Consider the following 16168-nt stretch of genomic DNA (forward strand, 5'->3'; position numbering starts at 1 on the left):
TTTTTGTTTCCGCAAAAACTGGAGGCAACGACTATGAGAACATTAACGGCAACAAATCAACGAGTACAATTTTATCTAACTTATACAACGGAGCGACCTACTACAACGGCCAAGCGTAGCAGACTTAATGCACTACGATCATCGCTAGAAGAAAGAAACATCATGCTAGACGAAGCCTTTCCGAATAAGCAACGCGATGTCCTGGATCATATTCTTTACATCACGTCTGCAGCCGGAATCGCAAAAGTTGGCGCAGATAAATTAGCTGAGCGTTGTGGTGTGTCCGTAAGGACCGTTACGAGCGCTGTGAGGGCGTTAAAGGAAACTGGCGAGTATATTGTTGCTAGGTTGATAAAGTCGCGTGGAGGCGCTGGAAAGTACATATTCGTCGATAAAAAACACGACAACTTCCGAGAGATTATGCGCGAGGTATTTTCGCTTTCTGACTACAAACTTGCTCAACTAAATGCTGAACCGATTGCCGAACAGAAAGAAGCACAATCCGTTGGCGCAGTAAGTGTTGATAGTGAAAAACAAAGTCCTAACCTTAATATCTCTTTTATTTCTAAACAAGTAAAAGATAAGTATATAAGTGGGGTCGCTAACGCTGTTAAAGAGGAAATAGAAAAAGAATCGACGCCAAGCCGAGAATATGTATTAGAATATGCTTCTAATTCCTTTCAAATCGCTCTCTATGACGTCTTAAACGAAATGCCTTACCATAAGTCTATCAAAGCCGTAAGACACGTCCTAGCCTTGCGTATAGGCTCAGATTGCGATGCTAAACGTTTCAGTAAAGCAAAAGATATCGTTCATTCTATTGCAATGCAACTCGCAGAGGGTTATGTGTTTGAAAATATAGTAGCTGCGTTCTCAGCTGCGTTAGAAAAAGCTGTACAATATGATGTAGTAGCGCCAATTCCTTCGGACAAGCGTCCGATTGAGACGTCGAAAGTTCCGTTTTATGACTGGCTAAAGGAGCGTGATTAACTGTGACAACCGATAATGATCGACTAACAGCCAAAGAAGTAGCAAATACATTAGGTTTTTCGACTACTAATCTGAAACATTATGCAGCATTGCTGGAGCAAAACGGACTGCAATTGTATCGTAACACTCGAAATCATCGCGAATATTCGCAAACAGACGTGAACATTTTACGCGCCATGCAACACCTAAACCGAGAGAAATCAATGCCGTTAGAAGAAGCAGCTAGTTTCGTTATGTCATCGGATATTGATATAAGCGCTATTCTTGCGCCTAAAATATCGCAAGTTGTCGCAACAAATGACGCGAATATTCCCGTAGTACAGCAAGATAACGACAACGCCGAACGCGTAGTAGCGCAAGCTCTGGCGGTAATTGACGCATTAAGAGGAGAGCTTCATGATCGTGATAAGCTAATGATTGAGTTTCAGTCAGCCATCGACGATAAGCTGCAGCGCCAATCGGAAAAGCTAGAGGAACAGACGAAGCAGATCGCGGAGCAATCCGAAACTATTGCAAAACTTTCCGAACAAATTGTAGAAATGGAACGGAAGCAGCTAGAAAAGCCGGCTCCTTCGTTTTGGTCGCGATTGTTCGGAAAGTAACGTTCACGATTCAATAATGAGAGTGAGGGGAAGCGCTGTGAAGAATGTTATTTTAGAAGATAACGATTTTAAACTAGAAGCAGAAAATGACGAATTCGGTAATATGAGATTAACGCAAACTTTTAAGCAAGGAATACATTCTGATGTAGATGAAATATTGCTATCAAAAGATCAGCAGAAAGCACTAAGAGATTATCTAAATCTTAAGTTAAAATAATCAAACAATATCATAACCTAGATGCCAGAAAAGGGAATATAAAAAGTATCAACCACTGAAAAGGAAGGAAATTAGTGGTTGATTTTAAAAGAACCTTAATATACCTTGTTATATTACTTCCATTTGTCGATAAAATCGTGAAGCGTGTCATTGAAAGAGACTGCACTATCTTTTATTTCCGCATAAATATAGGATACCAATGCGAGCCAAGATACCGATTCGTCGTAAGGACTGTTCGTATTTATAAAGCTAATAATCTTCTTTAACTCTACCATCCTATTGAAATTAAGAGTTTCGGATAAATGTTGTTGGAAGTAACTATTTACGAAGTCACTGTGACGAATACTAGCGTCAAGTAGTAAAGAACAAGCTCGCGAAGGTGTTACATCGAGTGCAAATGCGAGTGTTACTAGATTTTCGTAGTCGGGCTGTTTTAGTCTAGTGCTGATCCGTTCTGTTCGAGTCCCAGGCTTAAGTCGTTGCACTGACGGTTTATTAATATCGCCCAAAAAAAGAGTGTTGTGGAACCTTACATTACGTTTGAAATTTTCGGATAGGTGGGTGATGACCTTCCTCGAATCAAGTCCAAATAAACAAATTGTCTCAACGATGTCCTTAACGGGCGTATCGATAACATAGCTAATACGATAAATTGTGTCTTTTAATTCGATCGGAACAGTTGGCCTCACATCTCGTTTTTTATCCGCACGGACCTTTCTTGCACTTCCCTTTTGCACTTTCTCGCCTCCCAAAGCCGTTTTATGTTTGTGACACTGTTCTCCTGTCGTTACACCACTATCGTACGTCGTGGGAGAGGCTCTTATGATTAAAATTTTAGGAGCCTGGCGATACTGCTTGTACAATGTATTTTTCGGAGGTGGCACGATGGGTAAATCGAAAAAAGAATTGGCTGCAGAACTGGCCGAGAAAATTATTAATCACGCAAATGAATCTGGTATTCCATTACAGAAAAAGAAATCGCATAAAAAGCAAAGTAAATAAAAAGAGAGACGATAGCCGTTATTGGCCGTCGTCTTTTTTGTTTGGTTCTAATTCAATTAAATCGTTTATGCTCGCCAATTGTAGTGCCTCACATAACTTTTCTAAATGTTCGATTGATAGGCGATCCACATAGCCTCTACATAGATTTGAAATTGCATTAGGTCGAATATCAGCTAGTTTCGCAATTTGCGCCTGTGTCATGTCTCTTTCTTTTAGTATGTCAGCAAGTTTAATATGTATTTTTCTCATTACTACCATTCCCTTCGTTACTATTATACCCTGATTGTATCGTTTTATGACTTATTCGTAAATAAGGGTTGACGTTATATCGCATATGCGATATATTAGAATCAAGAAGAAAAACAAACGGAGGTAAGAGCGTATGACAATTAAGCTAAGCGAACAAGTTACGATCATTATCAACGATTGGTATTCCGCAATTATCGTCGAAGGAAAAGAGTTCGGAATTGTGCGAGGTACAAACGTATGAGGCAATCAACGGCTCGTAAACCGTCGGCACAGTCATTTGAGCGTAGTTATATCAAATCGTATGTAAAACTACTTACGCAACAAGCAGCTCACACAGCGCAGAAGGTTGAAAATTATTTCTTTGCAGAAGATGGCTCAGAGGATGATTTGAAAACGTGGTATTGCGTAGCAACGGCATTTTATTTAGCAACAGGAGTTTTTGTTTTTGTAGTGATAAATTAAACGGGAGGTTGTTTTATGATTACACAGATGCAGATTGTTGAAGTTGAGCCAGGCTATAGTTACGTCGTTGAAAGGACTCAGATTATGGATCAGGTGCATTTAGAAGTATTTAGGCAACCGGGGTATGCAGATGATGCAATCTTGCACATAGGAGATAATGAAATCTTCTTTAAGTGGGATGAGGAAGCCAAATTAATTTTTTCAGAACTTGATACTTGCGAAACGATTGAACTACTAACAATTCTAGCGCAAGCACCGAAATTATCAGCTTAATACGTAATTTTCACATAAAAACTACGGTATCGGACGCTGATACAGGAATTTGATACGGTAAATCGCATGGAGTTTGCTCCGGATGACGTTAAATCAAGCCTAAATTAACGTTATTACTTACAAAAACGTTGGTTGTGACGTCAAATTTAACGTCATTCGTAACGTAATACCGGTATTGATGCCGGTAAATATACATTCATGAATACATGTACGACGCTCTGCAAAGCGAAATACCGGTAAATAGTACGGTAAATACATGTATGAAGTCGAGTCCCCAGGGATTCCGACATCCCGAGACCTAATTGTTTCACCGGTGAAACGTTTCCAAATCCTACTTGCGCCAACAAGTCGGAAACTAACGCCTATAAAAATTCAATTGCGACTGAATTAGGAAAAGAGAAAGAGAGAAACCGAACGTCTTATGAGATCCATTGCTAAGAGTTAAACGCTCAACTAGCGCCAACTAGTAGAGTCATATATAACGCTAATCCTGCGCCAACAGGGTTTGCTAGAGCTTGCGCCAACAAGCGACTATTAACGAAATCGTAGCGCCAACTGCGATTATACGACGGTTACTTTGCTGAGTAGCCGTTTTTCTATTAGGAACTTATTAGAACGAATTGAAAGTGGCTTAACGCTTAGAGCGAGTAAGGCTGAACGGAAGTGGAGGAAAAAATTTTAAGAAAATGCAAAAAAACTGCTTTACATCTGCAAGCAGTGACCGATATAATGAGGAGTGGTATGTCTGATTGCGCGCAGACTTCCCCTTACCCCAATTATCTAATTTCTATTGTCAGTATACATGATGTAGGGGTGAATTGCAAGAGATAAACGCAAATTTAATTGATTTGGACAAAAACAAACAAAGGGAGAGATTTACATGCAACTAATCAAACTAACAGAAATCCAAGCTAATCCGCATCAACCACGTAAACACTTCAACGAACAAGCGCTTGTGGAGTTGTCGCAATCAATCAAAGTAGAAGGTGTCATGTCGCCGATCATGGTCCGCCCGATTGACGGTAAATATGAAATTGTGCAAGGAGAGCGACGTTTCAGAGCTGCGCAAATGGCCGGTTTGATAGAGATTCCTTCTATAGTACGTGAGGTTGACGAACAAGAGGCGTTTCATTTGGCGGTAATCGAGAATATACAGCGTGAGCAGATGACACCTATTGAGGAAGCACAGGCGTTTATGAAGTACGTAGAGATGGGATTCACGCATGAGCAGATTGCGGAGAAGGTTAGTAAGAGTCGTACGTATGTAACTACAAAATTACGATTGTTAAACTTATTGCCGGAGGTGCAGGACTGGATTGCCTCGGGTCGTTTAGCAGAAGGACATGCGAAGGTGTTGCTTACTATTCATAGTAAGTTGTGCAGTATTACTGACGTACCTCGCCTTATTAAGGGGGAACAAAGTGACTTCGACTACTTCCAATCACTTTTTACAAAGGAATTTAAGGACCGAGTAAAAATATCGGTGAAGGACGTCGAGCAATACGTATCTGATATGCGTTATAAACTCATTGCTAGTGCTTTACTAGATTTACAATGGTCAACAAAACTTCGCTTGAGTTTGCGGGAGTTTCAGCAGTTAAAGGAAGCAGAAAAACAAGGGATTGAAAATGTTGAACTACGTCAATGTAATGAGGAGAGGATTGCTTGCGAGGAAAGTCTAATTGCACTACTTATAAAAGGTCTTAATTTTACAAGCCACACGTCACTACACGTAGAAATTGAAAAATTAACCGACGATGTGGTTGAGGAATATTTTGATGCCGTAGCAAAAGAGGATTCTGGCCACAAACGCTGGGAAGTTTATAAAGCGTCAGAAGAATGGTGTGAAGTATTACGTGACTATAGAGAGAATGTGGTCGATTTTGATACAGATTACGATGAATGGCGCGAACGAGTTTTAAAACGTTATACAGACGGTGAATTACAACTCGCATAGTGTGTCACGTGACACAATCCAACAATAAGAGGTGCAACTAAACATCAAAAACAAAGGGAGAGATATTTATGACAGAGACAACGAAACAAACACCGGCAATTCCAGCTACACAAGCAGCGTTACCGTTTGAGACGAAAGGTTGGGCCGCCTTGCCTCACGCATTAATGGAGATTTACACGCTACATCCGGATTTTAATGCAAATACAGCGTTAGTTTATACGTATCTAGTGAAAAACTACAATCGTTCATATGGTTATAGTTTCCCAACGTTTGACGAGATGGAATTGGTATTGAATGTCAGTCGTAGTACCGTCGATAAGGCAATCGAAACCTTGCGGAAGTTACAAGTTATTAATGCGACAAAACATCCTTACTACGGGAATAACGTGTATACATTTAATCCGCTGATCGAGACAGTGGAAGAATTCGCGCGAGCGTTCTCTGACGAACCGGAAATTGCTAAACGAATCACTAGAAATAAGGCTCGTCGAGAGAAATTGCGGACTAGAAAAGATGCGTTTAAATGGAAGCCTGGCGATGCAGTATGATTTTTAGCCGTAGTTAGTCTGTTTTTCAACATTCGCTAATCTGTTTATTAGACGTTATAAAGAATTACGTATAAAGAATTACTACAAAGACCTACTTTTCTAGCGCATAAATGCTAACGCATTTAAACGCTAGGATATTCGCAATAGTAACATATACATTATTGATATTACTTAAAAACAAAGTGAAAAGAATGACACGTTAGTCTGAAAAACATACCAACACAGGGACGAATCTATTGTTAAGGGGATGAATGAGAAGATGACAAACGACTTCAAACAAAGAATTGTAAACTATCAACAAACTGGCGACCGTTTAATTATTGACGAGATTTTATATGGAGCTACTTTCGATTTTAGTAAAGACCCAACGCGAGAAGTGTTGCCTCTCAAGGACGGTAAGGTACACGTAAACGTGAAGTTGGGTAGATCGGAACATTACATCGGGTATCGCGTCAGAAGGCTTAAAAAGGGCGCTCTACGCGATTATATAGGGGAAAGATTAGACGAAACTGCAAAGGAATTAAATCGCCTACTCTCGATGATTTACATTGACTTTAGGATTGACTTCGGGTGTGAGTATACAGATTTTGATGGATATTTATTGAAATTTAAGCAGGATGCAACGTTATTCGCGTGCGTAGATGCTTCTATGGATAGAATAAAACGGGAGTTGTATGCTACTGAGCTACCGTATTTTTTGGAGTTCTATGAATATGCTAAACGTAGATATATGGAGCGAGAGGAACGACGTTTAGAAGTAGAGAAAGGAGTTAGTGAAAATATCGTCGCTTCGATTGAGCGAGCGCTTGGATATGTGGATGTATCGAAATCAGAACGTGAGATTATCGTTTACATGAATAAGGCTATAACGTCTAAATTCGGTGAGTTGGAGCTGCACCGTAATGGTATGAAACGAATCTATCGACATAACAGTTTTGGTGATCCGGTAACATTGTATGTTAAAAAGCAATTTCCTACGGATAGTTATAACGCTATAATACCTGGATTTAGTGCCAGCAAGGTTGAAAGATTGACTAAAAAGCAACGTGAGTTGGTGGGTGAGTTAATTATAATAATCAATCGGGACCGTAGAATGTGTAAGTTTGATGGGTACTCATGCGATCGTCGAGGCTATGCGATTATAAAAAGAGATTACGCAGCTAAAGAGTTGGGAATTGACTATACAAGCTTAAGAAAGTTGTTGTCACGCATCAAAAAAAGGTCACAAAGTAGCGTATTTTAAATATTTGGGAAAGAAGAAAAAAGGCAAATAAAATAACTCGGCAGTCGCTCATAATGGGCGGCTTTTTTATTTTCACTGCATGTAGTTATTTTATTACTAACAAAAAGGAGGGATGAAAATGGCACTAACAGCAAATCAAATCAAATATTATCGCGAAATATTCGGAGTCTCACAAGGAGAACTAGCAAAGCACATAGGCATTACGCCAGTCATGCTAGGCTTTATCGAACGCGGAGAGAGAAAGTTGTCGCGATCTGTGGCTGAACGTGCAGCAGAAGCATTACTTGCAATTAGTCGTCAAGTGTCTGCAGCAACCGAAGAAATTCAATCGCTAGCCGACGCTTTACAATAAAAAATAATTAAAAAGACAAGGGGAAATGAAAATTATGACAATCCAAAAATTAAGCGAGCTATTTGAACAAGGTTACGAAATTAAATCGAAATTTGCTACAACGATCGCTACTCAATTGAGAGAAGGTATGAATGATCCACTTGCCAAGATTAGAAATGACCAACATCTTACGCCTCAAGGTAAAAAGGTAAAGGTAGAGGAGTTTAAGCGAGAGGCTGCTCGAGAAGTGTTTGGGGTTGTAGCAAAAGAAAAAGCTACATATGCGAAGGTTGCTGCAGAAGCTACGGCACTTGCTAAAAAGATGAAAACAGATGCTATTAAACAGCCGTCTAGTGCAGTAGACGTTAAGTTGTTTGAACAGGAGCTGTCAGCCTTACAGACGTCAATCATGCTTAATACAAACGTAGATACAGCAATTAAAGCAATTGATACTTTCCAATCAAAATATGACGAACCATATTACGCTGCAGAACTACAAAAAGAGTTCCCTTCGCTTATCAAGACAGTAACTGCTATCGATGACAGCCCAAAGCATAAACAGGCATTAAGATACATTTATTCTAGCGTTCAGGCAAAGGCTACTACGCCGGAGGTTACGAAGGCTAACGAGGTACTAGCGTACTTTAGCGATGGCGGTGACATCAAACTATTCCGCGACGGATCGCCTCAGCACGACACTGTAAAAACATATATCGGCTCAATCGCAAACCACATTAACGAACCGGAAAATGGGCTGGCAATCCTTGACGGAGAGGTTGAGACGTTTGGAGGCATGGCTGGAACGCATGTAATGGAATAACGATTAGGGCGGACTTAGTTCCGCCTTTTATATTTTCACTAAAAACGAATGGAGACGATAAATGTATGATTGAAATTTATTACCAAGAAGATGGAACAGCAGTGATTAAGGAAGATAATCTATTAAAAGAAAAATTACCTGACGACTTAGATATATCAAAAGTCGATATTTCAGACGAAAAAATCGACGCACATAACTTAGCTTTCTTGGCAGACAAAGCAGCTTGCGCTGGAGTTTATTATGTAGAGCGTTATATTGCAGTCAAGGCAGCGTTCGAGCGACGATTGGAACTAATCGCGGAGCAAGCAAAACAACCGAAAGATTCGCATCCGCCAGCTATCACATCGCGATCAATTAAACCAGTGAACGCATAATAAACCGAATCACGAAAGCCATGACGTTTTAATTCGACGTTGTGGCTTTTTATATTTTCACAAATAAAAAACGAATGGGAGACGATTAAATGACAATTTTAGATTCATTTTTAGGAGCAAAGCCAGCAGTAGAAATTACGGAAAAGGTTTTTATTAAACGTCTAGGCGACTCTATTACTATCAAAGCGCTAACAGGCGAGGACATCGATAAGATTCGTGCACAAGCTACTTATCCGACTAAGAACGGAAAGAAAACGGAGTTAAAAGTTAATGAAGAAGAAGTATCGCGATTACTTATTGTTAAGGCGACTGTCGAACCGAACTTCGCAGATAAGCAAATGTTAGAGCATTTCGGAGCTTCTGATGCCGGCGAATGTGTTCAAAAAGCGTTGTTAGCCGGTGAAATCATGGTTTTACAGACTGCAGTATTATCATTATCAGGATTTGACGACGAGGATGAGGTTGAAGAAGTAAAAAACTAATTAGGGCGGGTGGCGAGGCGTACTTGCTGCACCGCATTTTCCAAAATCACCACATTCCACCGCATGAAGTTTACGCGATGAAGGATAAACGTTACAGGATGTTTATGTATGCGTCAGAAATGGTTGTAATGGACGAAGAAGAAAAACAACGAAAAGAATTAGAACGTAAACAAAGGTAGTAGAAGGCGCTCTGAATAGGGCGTCTTTTTTATTTTGTTTGTGTTTAAAGGAGAGAGTGCGAATGAATAACGCAGATAGAGAAGCAGAAATTTTAACAAATGCCACATTACTAGCCGGAGTTTTATTAAAGGCAGACGCAAGTAAGCGTGAGGCGATGTTGCCAAAGTTAAAAGCACTTGAAATGGAAGTGAAAGCGACTCAACTAGAAGTGCACAAAAATTTAAAACGATTAGTAATCTTGACCGTAAATTCTGCGATTAGATACTGTTCTACTGGAAAGCAATCAGACGCAAAACTAACGCGTAGGCACGGAAATGAAGTCGCTAAAGAGTTTAGTCGATTAAAAAGGCTAGCACAACGTAGAGGGCGTGATTAGTCGATGGCAGTAAACTTGACGGCTGTATTCCGAGTTCGCGACCAAGGCACAAGTCGCCTTAGACAAATCACGCAGATGATGGACCGTATGAATCGAACTAGTCGTTCCGCGGGAGAGAGCGTTTCGCGATCTCAAGCTGCAGTCAACCGGCTAGGTAGTGCGGTATCCTCAACGTCAAATCGTATGAACGGCTTTTCTGCAAGCGTTAGCCGACTACATGTTGGGACAAATGGTTTAAGCGCTTCGTTCGGCGGGCTCCAAAGTACGCTTGTCGGACTCGCCAGCGCTTATATAGGGGCGAATGGAGCTGCGAAATTACTGAATGCTACCATCGGACAAGCTGCTCAATTCGAGCAAAGTAAAGCGATTATTCAAGCCGCATTCCAGGACGACGGTGCGACTAAGCAATATATGAAGATGGTTGATAAAATCGCCATTGATAGTCCGTTGCTTAACTCGGGGGACATGTTTGCGGGCTCCAAAGGCCTTCTTACTCTAACTAAAGATATGGGACAACTTGAAAAATCGTGGAAACTTGTCGAGCGTCTTGTTGCTAGTGATCCAACGAAAACAATCGACGATGCCGTTAGGGGACTTCGTGAGTTAAATTCGGGCGATACAATCAGTCTACGGGATGTATTTAACCTTGATAAAAACATTTTAAACGACGTTAAAGGCGGTTCATTCGAGGAGCAACTGGCGGGAATAGATAAAGCGTTAAATAAGATGAACATCACTGAAAAAACGGTTGAGGCTATGGGATCGACAACAATTGGGCGATGGAACAGCCTTAAGGAACGGGTAGGTACACTGTTCCGTGACGCCGGTGATAAATCAAATACAAAATTAGGAGATTTTTTAAAACGTATTAACGATTCAATCGATAAATTGGACGTTAAAAAGATTAGCGATCAACTGGGGAATTTTCTAGGTAATATCACGGATAAGGCAATCGCCTTGTATGACGTTTTCATCAAATGGAGAAAGCCTATTACGGCAGTTGCAAGCTCACTAGCTGTTTTCGTCGGGGCTCTCGCTATCGTTGGAGTCCTCGCTGCATTGACCAATCCAATCTCATTAATAGCAATGGGAATATCTGCAGCTGCAGTCGGATTCAAAGCGCTCTATGACAATAGCGAAACCTTCCGAGGAGCTATCGACGGAATTGTCGGTAAGGTGAAGGAGCTGTGGTCCGCATTTAAAACTGGCGGCACAAGTGGCTTAATCGAAGCACTATTTCCTCCTGATATAGCTGAAAAAATTAACGGAGTTATTAACGGAATCAAAACGAAAGTTTCCGAGCTAACAAATGCCTTTAAAAAAGGCGGCGTAGGTGGATTATTCGATAAAATCTTCGGCGAAGGATCATTCGAAACACTCAAAACGAAGTTTGAAGAAGTTAAGTCGTATATCTCCGAGAAAATAGCGCAATTTATGCCTATTTTTGAGCGCTTAAAAGCAGCATTTTCTCAAGCATGGTCTACGGTGTCCGACATAATTTCGAATGCGTGGTCGATTATCGAGCCATATCTGAGCGGATTCTGGAACATGCTGCAAATTCTCGGTGATGTTGCAATGATCGTATTCAATAACGTTATTGCTCCGGCGATTTCGTTTTTAGTGCAGCTATTCTCGACTATGTGGGCGATTGCTCAGCCGATTCTCTCTTTACTTGCTATAGGATTCGAGGCTTTATCTACCGTAATGAAATGGATGTGGGATAACGTATTAGCGCCACTAGTCGACTTCATCCTAACAGGCGTTAAAAATGCGTTCGATGAATTTTCCGGAGTTCTATCAACCGTACAAGGCTGGTTTGAAACACTCAGCGGATGGATATCGACAGCTTACGGCCATGTAAAAGAATTCATCGGATTTATCGGCAAAGCTAAATTACCGGATTGGATTACGAACGGGATTAGCGCAGGAGTAAACTTCGTGGGCGGTTTAATCGGTGCAGGAGATGGTAAAAAAGGAGGTAAACCGGACGGCTCGCACTATCACGGCCTAGACGCGGTACCCTATAACGGGTATGTAGCCTCGATGCATAAAAATGAAAAAATTCTTACTGCGCAAGAAGCAAAGGCTTATGACGAAGGACGCTCGGGCGGCGGAATTACTATCGCAAAATTAGCGGACCACATTATCATTCGCGAAGATGCTGACATCGAAGATATCGCATACAAATTAGCGAAGATGATAGAGAGAGAAAGGACACAAACCGGCTAGGACGTGCAGATAAAAACAAACGGACAGGCGCATTAGCGCTTGTCTTTTTATATTGAAAAAGGGGATGGGAATATGACTAGAGACAATTTAAAAGCAATTTCAACACACACAATTTTAGCAGCATTTACAACGGCATTAGGTTCCGCAGACGGAGAAACTATAGCAGCCTTGCAAGAGGATTTAACGGCACTAAATCAAATGAAGGAGACGCCAGCGACGACTACAGCACGAAAATTAGTCTCATCAGCGATTATGTACCAAATAACAGGTGACGCAGAACATCAACGCGTTGCTGCAGAAGCTCGCGAAGAAATTGCCGACTTATTGATCGCGGGAGGTGCTAACTAATATGAATATGAGCGAACGTAAAGCACGATTAAAACAGCTACGTCGCGCTATCCAAGCGTTGGCCAAGAAAGCAGGAAAAAGCAAGCTAACAAGCCAGGAACAATCGCAACTCATAGCGATGGACCGGGAAAGCGAGCGCCTGGAATCGATCATAAAAGGTGAGCAAGACGTAGCACACTTCGCATATGAATACTTTTCCGACGAACGCAATCCTGGCAATGATGCCGGAAATATTATCCGTAATTTCAGCGATGATCGACCGCATGAAACGATAGAAGAAACTGCAGCTATTCATAGCGATATGTATGACGTGTGTGATGCGATTACTAAGCGTAAAGATAAGCGATTCGTTATTGCGGCGCCCCGTGGTCATGCAAAAAGTTCGATAGTTAGTACAATCAAAGCGCTTCATTCACTAGCATACGGCCACGATAATTACATCCTTATTATTTCCGAGACAGATACGCTTGCTAAGCGACTAGTAGCGTCTATTGCTAATCAATTGAAATACAATGAGCGACTACGCGAGGACTTCGGAGAATTGCTTCATAAGCAGTCTACTAAGAACGAGCGCGATAATGAGGATACGTTCATTACTACGAATAAGCAACTCGTAGAGGCATCGTCAGCCGGGAAAAGTCTACGAGGCAAGACGTTCAATTCTGCGCGTCCTTCGCTTTGTATATGTGATGATTTATCTTCGCTGAACAATGAGGCAACGGAGGAACAGCGCCAGAAGTTAATTCACTGGTGGAACTCAACTGTCGAGCCTTTACCTTCAGAGAATGGCGTAATCGTATTTGTCGGAACAAAAGTTACGGCAACTGGCCTATTGTCGCATCTATTGGAACGTCGCGACTATAAGCGACTATTCCATGCTGCAGTCATCAATGAGCCGGATAATCCGCATTTGTGGAGCGACTATTTGCATATGTACACTGGCGAAGCAACTGACGCTGAACTGGATGAATATTACGAGAAACATCGTGACGAACTAGAATCGGGCATAGAACTAGCGTGGTCTAACCGTTGGACATATCGCGAGCTAATGCATGTTAAGGCGTCCATTGGTAGCCGTGCCTTTGCTTCGGAGTATATGAATCAATCATTCGCAAGCGATGAACAGCACTTTTCACCGGAGGACTACGCGTACAGTCGACGAGTATTTGACGGACAAAATCACCTGGACGCAATCGAATACAACGACAAGTATTATTATTTGCGCGATATGGATAAAGTGGCGTGCTGGGATCCTGCTTTGGCAGGCAGTAAACGGTCAGCACTTAACGCATACGTAACACTAGGACGCCATAAGGAAAGTGGACTCGTATTCGTATTAGATGTCTACGCAAGTCGACAAGTACCGTCCGAGTTTATTATGGAAATCTTACCGCGAATGGCCGAGTATAAGCCGCATAAATGTGTCGTCGAAGGAATTGGCGCCTATAGGGCTTTCGCTGAGCAATTAGAAGATACGATGCGCCATAACTCAATTTATCACACGCGTATGAAAACGATTAAAACGCATGGCACTAAGTCGAAGGCGAGCCGTATCGAATCGCTAGAAGTACCACTAGCTAACAAGTCGCTTATCCTTAACCGCGATCATAAAGAAGTGTACCGAGAGTTACAAGAGTATCCTAACGGAGTTGTTGACGTTTTAGATGCGATTGAAATGGCGTTCACTAGCGCTAAAAAACCGGAGGCAAGGATTATACCGAAACCGGATTGGTGGTACGGCCCGCCGATAGAAAATCCAGGCATCTATAAATCGACTGGACGCCGTCAAGTAGGACGACAAATTTACTAAGATAACGGGAGGAATTACGATATGACAAACGAAATTAAAACAACAGAATTAGTTACCGAGGTGGACTTAGATGCATTGCCGTCTATTCCAGTAGAAAACTACGACTTAACACAGCGCCAACTATTGGCTGCACAACTTATCATTGTGAACGATTCATTACCGCGCAATGGCAAAGGAAAGCGCCGATCCTTTAGTGAAATCGCTGCAGATGTAGGTGTATCGCGTGAAACCTTATATGAATATCGAATGTCGCCGGAGTTCAATCGCTATATAAAGGATGCAGCGCAAGTTATCGCTAATGATTACGTGCTGCAGGCGTTGAGGAATATGAAAGGCTTAGCAGACGGTTCGTTCTCGGGCACACCGTCCATTGGCGCTAACTTATTCTTCTTAAATCACGCTGGCATGGGTAATACGAAACAACAGCATGAGATTACGGTTAATCAAGGCGGAGTCGGCTCGCAAGTGAGTGACGAGGATATTGCGCGTATCATTGCGAAAGCAGAGCAGGGAGACGTGGATGTTATCGATATGCCGACGGTAGATACAACGAAGTAGAGTGGTTATTATCGGGCATGTAGGCGTAGTGTAGCGCTTATGTGTCCGTCTTTTTTTATACCTACGTTTACATATCGCCACTTAATCTAGGATTATTACGGAGATTACGTCAGGCAGAGGTGGCTGGCGGGAGGTCGCTCAAAAAATAGGGGGTCAAAAACGATGTTAATAAATGCGAATCAACGTTACATTTTATGCATTCGTAATCAATCGGACTGTTGCAGTTACATAACGTAACCATGCGTAGATACTGCGTTTGAGTGCGATGTATGAAATGTTGCATAACGATTACTTCCGGTGAAGTTGAAGAATGTTGATTTATCAACGTTTGAGCCGTTGTTCTAGTTTACATAAGATAGGTTATCGGAAGTTAAAACGGAATTTTTATTAATCGATATACAAAGCGAATCAAAGTGAACTAAATCAAATCGCGATCCCCCCAAGCGCCATTTCTCAGAACCCTCTAATCTACGTCCGACACAAAATAATTTTCAAAATTAAACGGGGAGTCAATTTGCACTCGCATCTTACACTCTCATAACCCTCTAAAGACATCAACCTAGCTCTCAGTCACTCAGTATAATATATATATTTGTTATTAGGTCTAAAAATCAGCACATGGCGAGGCGATGTCAGCGTAATCGAGGTGGGCAACGGTACACTTAATGAAGTTTCGATGCGTCTCACAGCAGCCCGCGGATGGTTTTATATGAAAATATTTCTTGCGTTTAATCGTTTGATAGTTTATCGTTGTTGCTAACGAAATAAGCCCGGAAAAAGCAAAAAGAGTTACCCGCGTGAATGTAGTTGGACGGCAATCCTTCTACACTCGCTTACAATCGTGACCTCACCACGATGCAAACTTGCGAATAACTCGTTTTTTATGTTTTGAACGATATTTAATATATCTATACGTCATTTTATAAGAACTTAGACGTTATTTCAACCATAAAAAATGAATTATCGTAAATAGTCGCTAGATTTAGCGTCTTGCATCGTAATGAAATACGATAGCAGGGCGCTTTTTGTTTCCGCAAAAACTGGAGGCAACGACTATGAGAACATTAACGGCAACAAATCAACGAGTACAATTTTATCTAACTTATACAACGGAGCG

21 protein-coding genes are annotated in these 16168 nt (G+C 41.5%); 19 read left to right on the top strand and 2 right to left on the bottom strand.

Annotated features, from left to right (window positions below; genetic code table 11):
- Positions 1-33: 33 nt before the first annotated feature.
- Genes ACQKMI_RS25215 through ACQKMI_RS25225 form a run of 3 tightly spaced genes read left to right on the top strand, consistent with a single transcriptional unit; the run spans position 34 to position 1809 of the window.
- Positions 34-990 carry a hypothetical protein gene (locus ACQKMI_RS25215; RefSeq protein ID WP_427493325.1) on the top strand — a complete coding sequence of 319 codons (957 nt, stop codon included), beginning with the start codon at positions 34-36 and terminating at the stop codon, positions 988-990.
- Positions 991-992: 2 nt separating this feature from the next.
- The gene (locus ACQKMI_RS25220; protein ID WP_427493327.1) at positions 993-1592 is read left to right on the top strand and encodes a MerR family transcriptional regulator; all 600 of its coding nucleotides are present in this window, start codon (positions 993-995) and stop codon (positions 1590-1592) included.
- 37 nt (positions 1593-1629) lie between these two features.
- Positions 1630-1809, top strand: coding sequence for a hypothetical protein (locus ACQKMI_RS25225; protein ID WP_427493329.1), 180 nt, complete (start codon positions 1630-1632; stop codon positions 1807-1809).
- Between the two features lie 113 nt (positions 1810-1922).
- Here ACQKMI_RS25225 and ACQKMI_RS25230 read toward each other — a convergent pair whose 3' ends face one another.
- Positions 1923-2546, bottom strand: a complete 624-nt coding sequence (locus ACQKMI_RS25230) for a hypothetical protein (protein ID WP_427493331.1) — start codon at positions 2544-2546, stop codon at positions 1923-1925.
- An 85-nt stretch (positions 2547-2631) separates the two neighbouring features.
- On the opposite strand from ACQKMI_RS25230, the gene ACQKMI_RS25235 reads away from it, so the two are divergent.
- The gene (locus ACQKMI_RS25235; protein ID WP_427493333.1) at positions 2632-2811 is read left to right on the top strand and encodes a hypothetical protein; all 180 of its coding nucleotides are present in this window, start codon (positions 2632-2634) and stop codon (positions 2809-2811) included.
- A gap of 18 nt (positions 2812-2829) precedes the next feature.
- Here ACQKMI_RS25235 and ACQKMI_RS25240 read toward each other — a convergent pair whose 3' ends face one another.
- Positions 2830-3060, bottom strand: a complete 231-nt coding sequence (locus ACQKMI_RS25240; RefSeq protein ID WP_427493335.1) for a helix-turn-helix domain-containing protein — start codon at positions 3058-3060, stop codon at positions 2830-2832.
- A gap of 237 nt (positions 3061-3297) precedes the next feature.
- Here ACQKMI_RS25240 and ACQKMI_RS25245 point away from each other — a divergent pair, with 237 nt between their 5' ends.
- From ACQKMI_RS25245 to ACQKMI_RS25315, 15 genes are all read left to right on the top strand, one after another.
- Positions 3298-3522, top strand: a complete 225-nt coding sequence (locus ACQKMI_RS25245; protein WP_427493337.1) for a hypothetical protein — start codon at positions 3298-3300, stop codon at positions 3520-3522.
- 15 nt (positions 3523-3537) lie between these two features.
- The gene (locus ACQKMI_RS25250; RefSeq protein ID WP_427493339.1) at positions 3538-3795 is read left to right on the top strand and encodes a hypothetical protein; all 258 of its coding nucleotides are present in this window, start codon (positions 3538-3540) and stop codon (positions 3793-3795) included.
- A gap of 880 nt (positions 3796-4675) precedes the next feature.
- Entirely contained in the window at positions 4676-5752 is a 1077-nt protein-coding gene (locus tag ACQKMI_RS25255; RefSeq protein ID WP_427493341.1) for a ParB/RepB/Spo0J family partition protein, read from the top strand.
- Between the two features lie 68 nt (positions 5753-5820).
- Positions 5821-6300 (top strand): ArsR family transcriptional regulator, encoded by a 480-nt coding sequence (locus tag ACQKMI_RS25260; protein WP_427493343.1) that lies wholly within the window; start codon positions 5821-5823, stop codon positions 6298-6300.
- A gap of 259 nt (positions 6301-6559) precedes the next feature.
- A complete protein-coding gene (locus tag ACQKMI_RS25265) occupies positions 6560-7543 on the top strand; it encodes a hypothetical protein (RefSeq protein WP_427493345.1) in 984 nt (327 codons plus the stop codon).
- A gap of 118 nt (positions 7544-7661) precedes the next feature.
- A complete protein-coding gene (locus tag ACQKMI_RS25270; RefSeq protein WP_427493347.1) occupies positions 7662-7895 on the top strand; it encodes a helix-turn-helix transcriptional regulator in 234 nt (77 codons plus the stop codon).
- Between the two features lie 34 nt (positions 7896-7929).
- Positions 7930-8694 (top strand): hypothetical protein, encoded by a 765-nt coding sequence (locus ACQKMI_RS25275; RefSeq protein WP_427493349.1) that lies wholly within the window; start codon positions 7930-7932, stop codon positions 8692-8694.
- Between the two features lie 65 nt (positions 8695-8759).
- Entirely contained in the window at positions 8760-9068 is a 309-nt protein-coding gene (locus tag ACQKMI_RS25280) for a hypothetical protein (RefSeq protein WP_427493351.1), read from the top strand.
- 89 nt (positions 9069-9157) lie between these two features.
- Positions 9158-9550 carry a phage tail assembly chaperone gene (locus ACQKMI_RS25285; RefSeq protein ID WP_427493353.1) on the top strand — a complete coding sequence of 131 codons (393 nt, stop codon included), beginning with the start codon at positions 9158-9160 and terminating at the stop codon, positions 9548-9550.
- 23 nt (positions 9551-9573) lie between these two features.
- The gene (locus ACQKMI_RS25290) at positions 9574-9729 is read left to right on the top strand and encodes a hypothetical protein (protein WP_427493355.1); all 156 of its coding nucleotides are present in this window, start codon (positions 9574-9576) and stop codon (positions 9727-9729) included.
- 62 nt (positions 9730-9791) lie between these two features.
- Entirely contained in the window at positions 9792-10106 is a 315-nt protein-coding gene (locus ACQKMI_RS25295; protein ID WP_427493357.1) for a hypothetical protein, read from the top strand.
- A gap of 183 nt (positions 10107-10289) precedes the next feature.
- Entirely contained in the window at positions 10290-12335 is a 2046-nt protein-coding gene (locus ACQKMI_RS25300) for a phage tail protein (protein ID WP_427493359.1), read from the top strand.
- Positions 12336-12407: 72 nt separating this feature from the next.
- Entirely contained in the window at positions 12408-12683 is a 276-nt protein-coding gene (locus ACQKMI_RS25305) for a hypothetical protein (RefSeq protein WP_427493361.1), read from the top strand.
- Positions 12684-12984: 301 nt separating this feature from the next.
- Entirely contained in the window at positions 12985-14493 is a 1509-nt protein-coding gene (locus ACQKMI_RS25310; RefSeq protein WP_427493363.1) for a hypothetical protein, read from the top strand.
- A 21-nt stretch (positions 14494-14514) separates the two neighbouring features.
- Complete coding sequence (locus ACQKMI_RS25315; protein WP_427493365.1) at positions 14515-15051, top strand: phBC6A51 family helix-turn-helix protein; 537 nt, start codon at positions 14515-14517, stop codon at positions 15049-15051.
- Positions 15052-16168 lie beyond the last annotated feature (1117 nt).

It is taken from the genome of Lysinibacillus sp. NPDC097214 (assembly GCF_050277945.1).
GTDB lineage: Bacteria > Bacillota > Bacilli > Bacillales_A > Planococcaceae > Lysinibacillus > Lysinibacillus xylanilyticus_B.

What these genes read in the sequence shown, in the direction of transcription:
- ACQKMI_RS25215 (WP_427493325.1), top strand. Translation starts at nt 34, where the DNA reads ATGAGAACATTAACGGCAACAAATCAACGAGTACAATTTTATCTAACT.
- ACQKMI_RS25240 (WP_427493335.1), bottom strand. Translation starts at nt 3,060, where the DNA reads ATGAGAAAAATACATATTAAACTTGCTGACATACTAAAAGAAAGAGAC.
- ACQKMI_RS25260 (WP_427493343.1), top strand. Translation starts at nt 5,821, where the DNA reads ATGACAGAGACAACGAAACAAACACCGGCAATTCCAGCTACACAAGCA.
- ACQKMI_RS25270 (WP_427493347.1), top strand. Translation starts at nt 7,662, where the DNA reads ATGGCACTAACAGCAAATCAAATCAAATATTATCGCGAAATATTCGGA.
- ACQKMI_RS25245 (WP_427493337.1), top strand. Translation starts at nt 3,298, where the DNA reads ATGAGGCAATCAACGGCTCGTAAACCGTCGGCACAGTCATTTGAGCGT.
- ACQKMI_RS25280 (WP_427493351.1), top strand. Translation starts at nt 8,760, where the DNA reads ATGATTGAAATTTATTACCAAGAAGATGGAACAGCAGTGATTAAGGAA.
- ACQKMI_RS25305 (WP_427493361.1), top strand. Translation starts at nt 12,408, where the DNA reads ATGACTAGAGACAATTTAAAAGCAATTTCAACACACACAATTTTAGCA.
- ACQKMI_RS25255 (WP_427493341.1), top strand. Translation starts at nt 4,676, where the DNA reads ATGCAACTAATCAAACTAACAGAAATCCAAGCTAATCCGCATCAACCA.
- ACQKMI_RS25235 (WP_427493333.1), top strand. Translation starts at nt 2,632, where the DNA reads ATGATTAAAATTTTAGGAGCCTGGCGATACTGCTTGTACAATGTATTT.
- ACQKMI_RS25265 (WP_427493345.1), top strand. Translation starts at nt 6,560, where the DNA reads ATGACAAACGACTTCAAACAAAGAATTGTAAACTATCAACAAACTGGC.
- ACQKMI_RS25310 (WP_427493363.1), top strand. Translation starts at nt 12,985, where the DNA reads ATGTATGACGTGTGTGATGCGATTACTAAGCGTAAAGATAAGCGATTC.
- ACQKMI_RS25315 (WP_427493365.1), top strand. Translation starts at nt 14,515, where the DNA reads ATGACAAACGAAATTAAAACAACAGAATTAGTTACCGAGGTGGACTTA.
- ACQKMI_RS25275 (WP_427493349.1), top strand. Translation starts at nt 7,930, where the DNA reads ATGACAATCCAAAAATTAAGCGAGCTATTTGAACAAGGTTACGAAATT.
- ACQKMI_RS25285 (WP_427493353.1), top strand. Translation starts at nt 9,158, where the DNA reads ATGACAATTTTAGATTCATTTTTAGGAGCAAAGCCAGCAGTAGAAATT.
- ACQKMI_RS25300 (WP_427493359.1), top strand. Translation starts at nt 10,290, where the DNA reads ATGAACGGCTTTTCTGCAAGCGTTAGCCGACTACATGTTGGGACAAAT.
- ACQKMI_RS25295 (WP_427493357.1), top strand. Translation starts at nt 9,792, where the DNA reads ATGAATAACGCAGATAGAGAAGCAGAAATTTTAACAAATGCCACATTA.
- ACQKMI_RS25250 (WP_427493339.1), top strand. Translation starts at nt 3,538, where the DNA reads ATGATTACACAGATGCAGATTGTTGAAGTTGAGCCAGGCTATAGTTAC.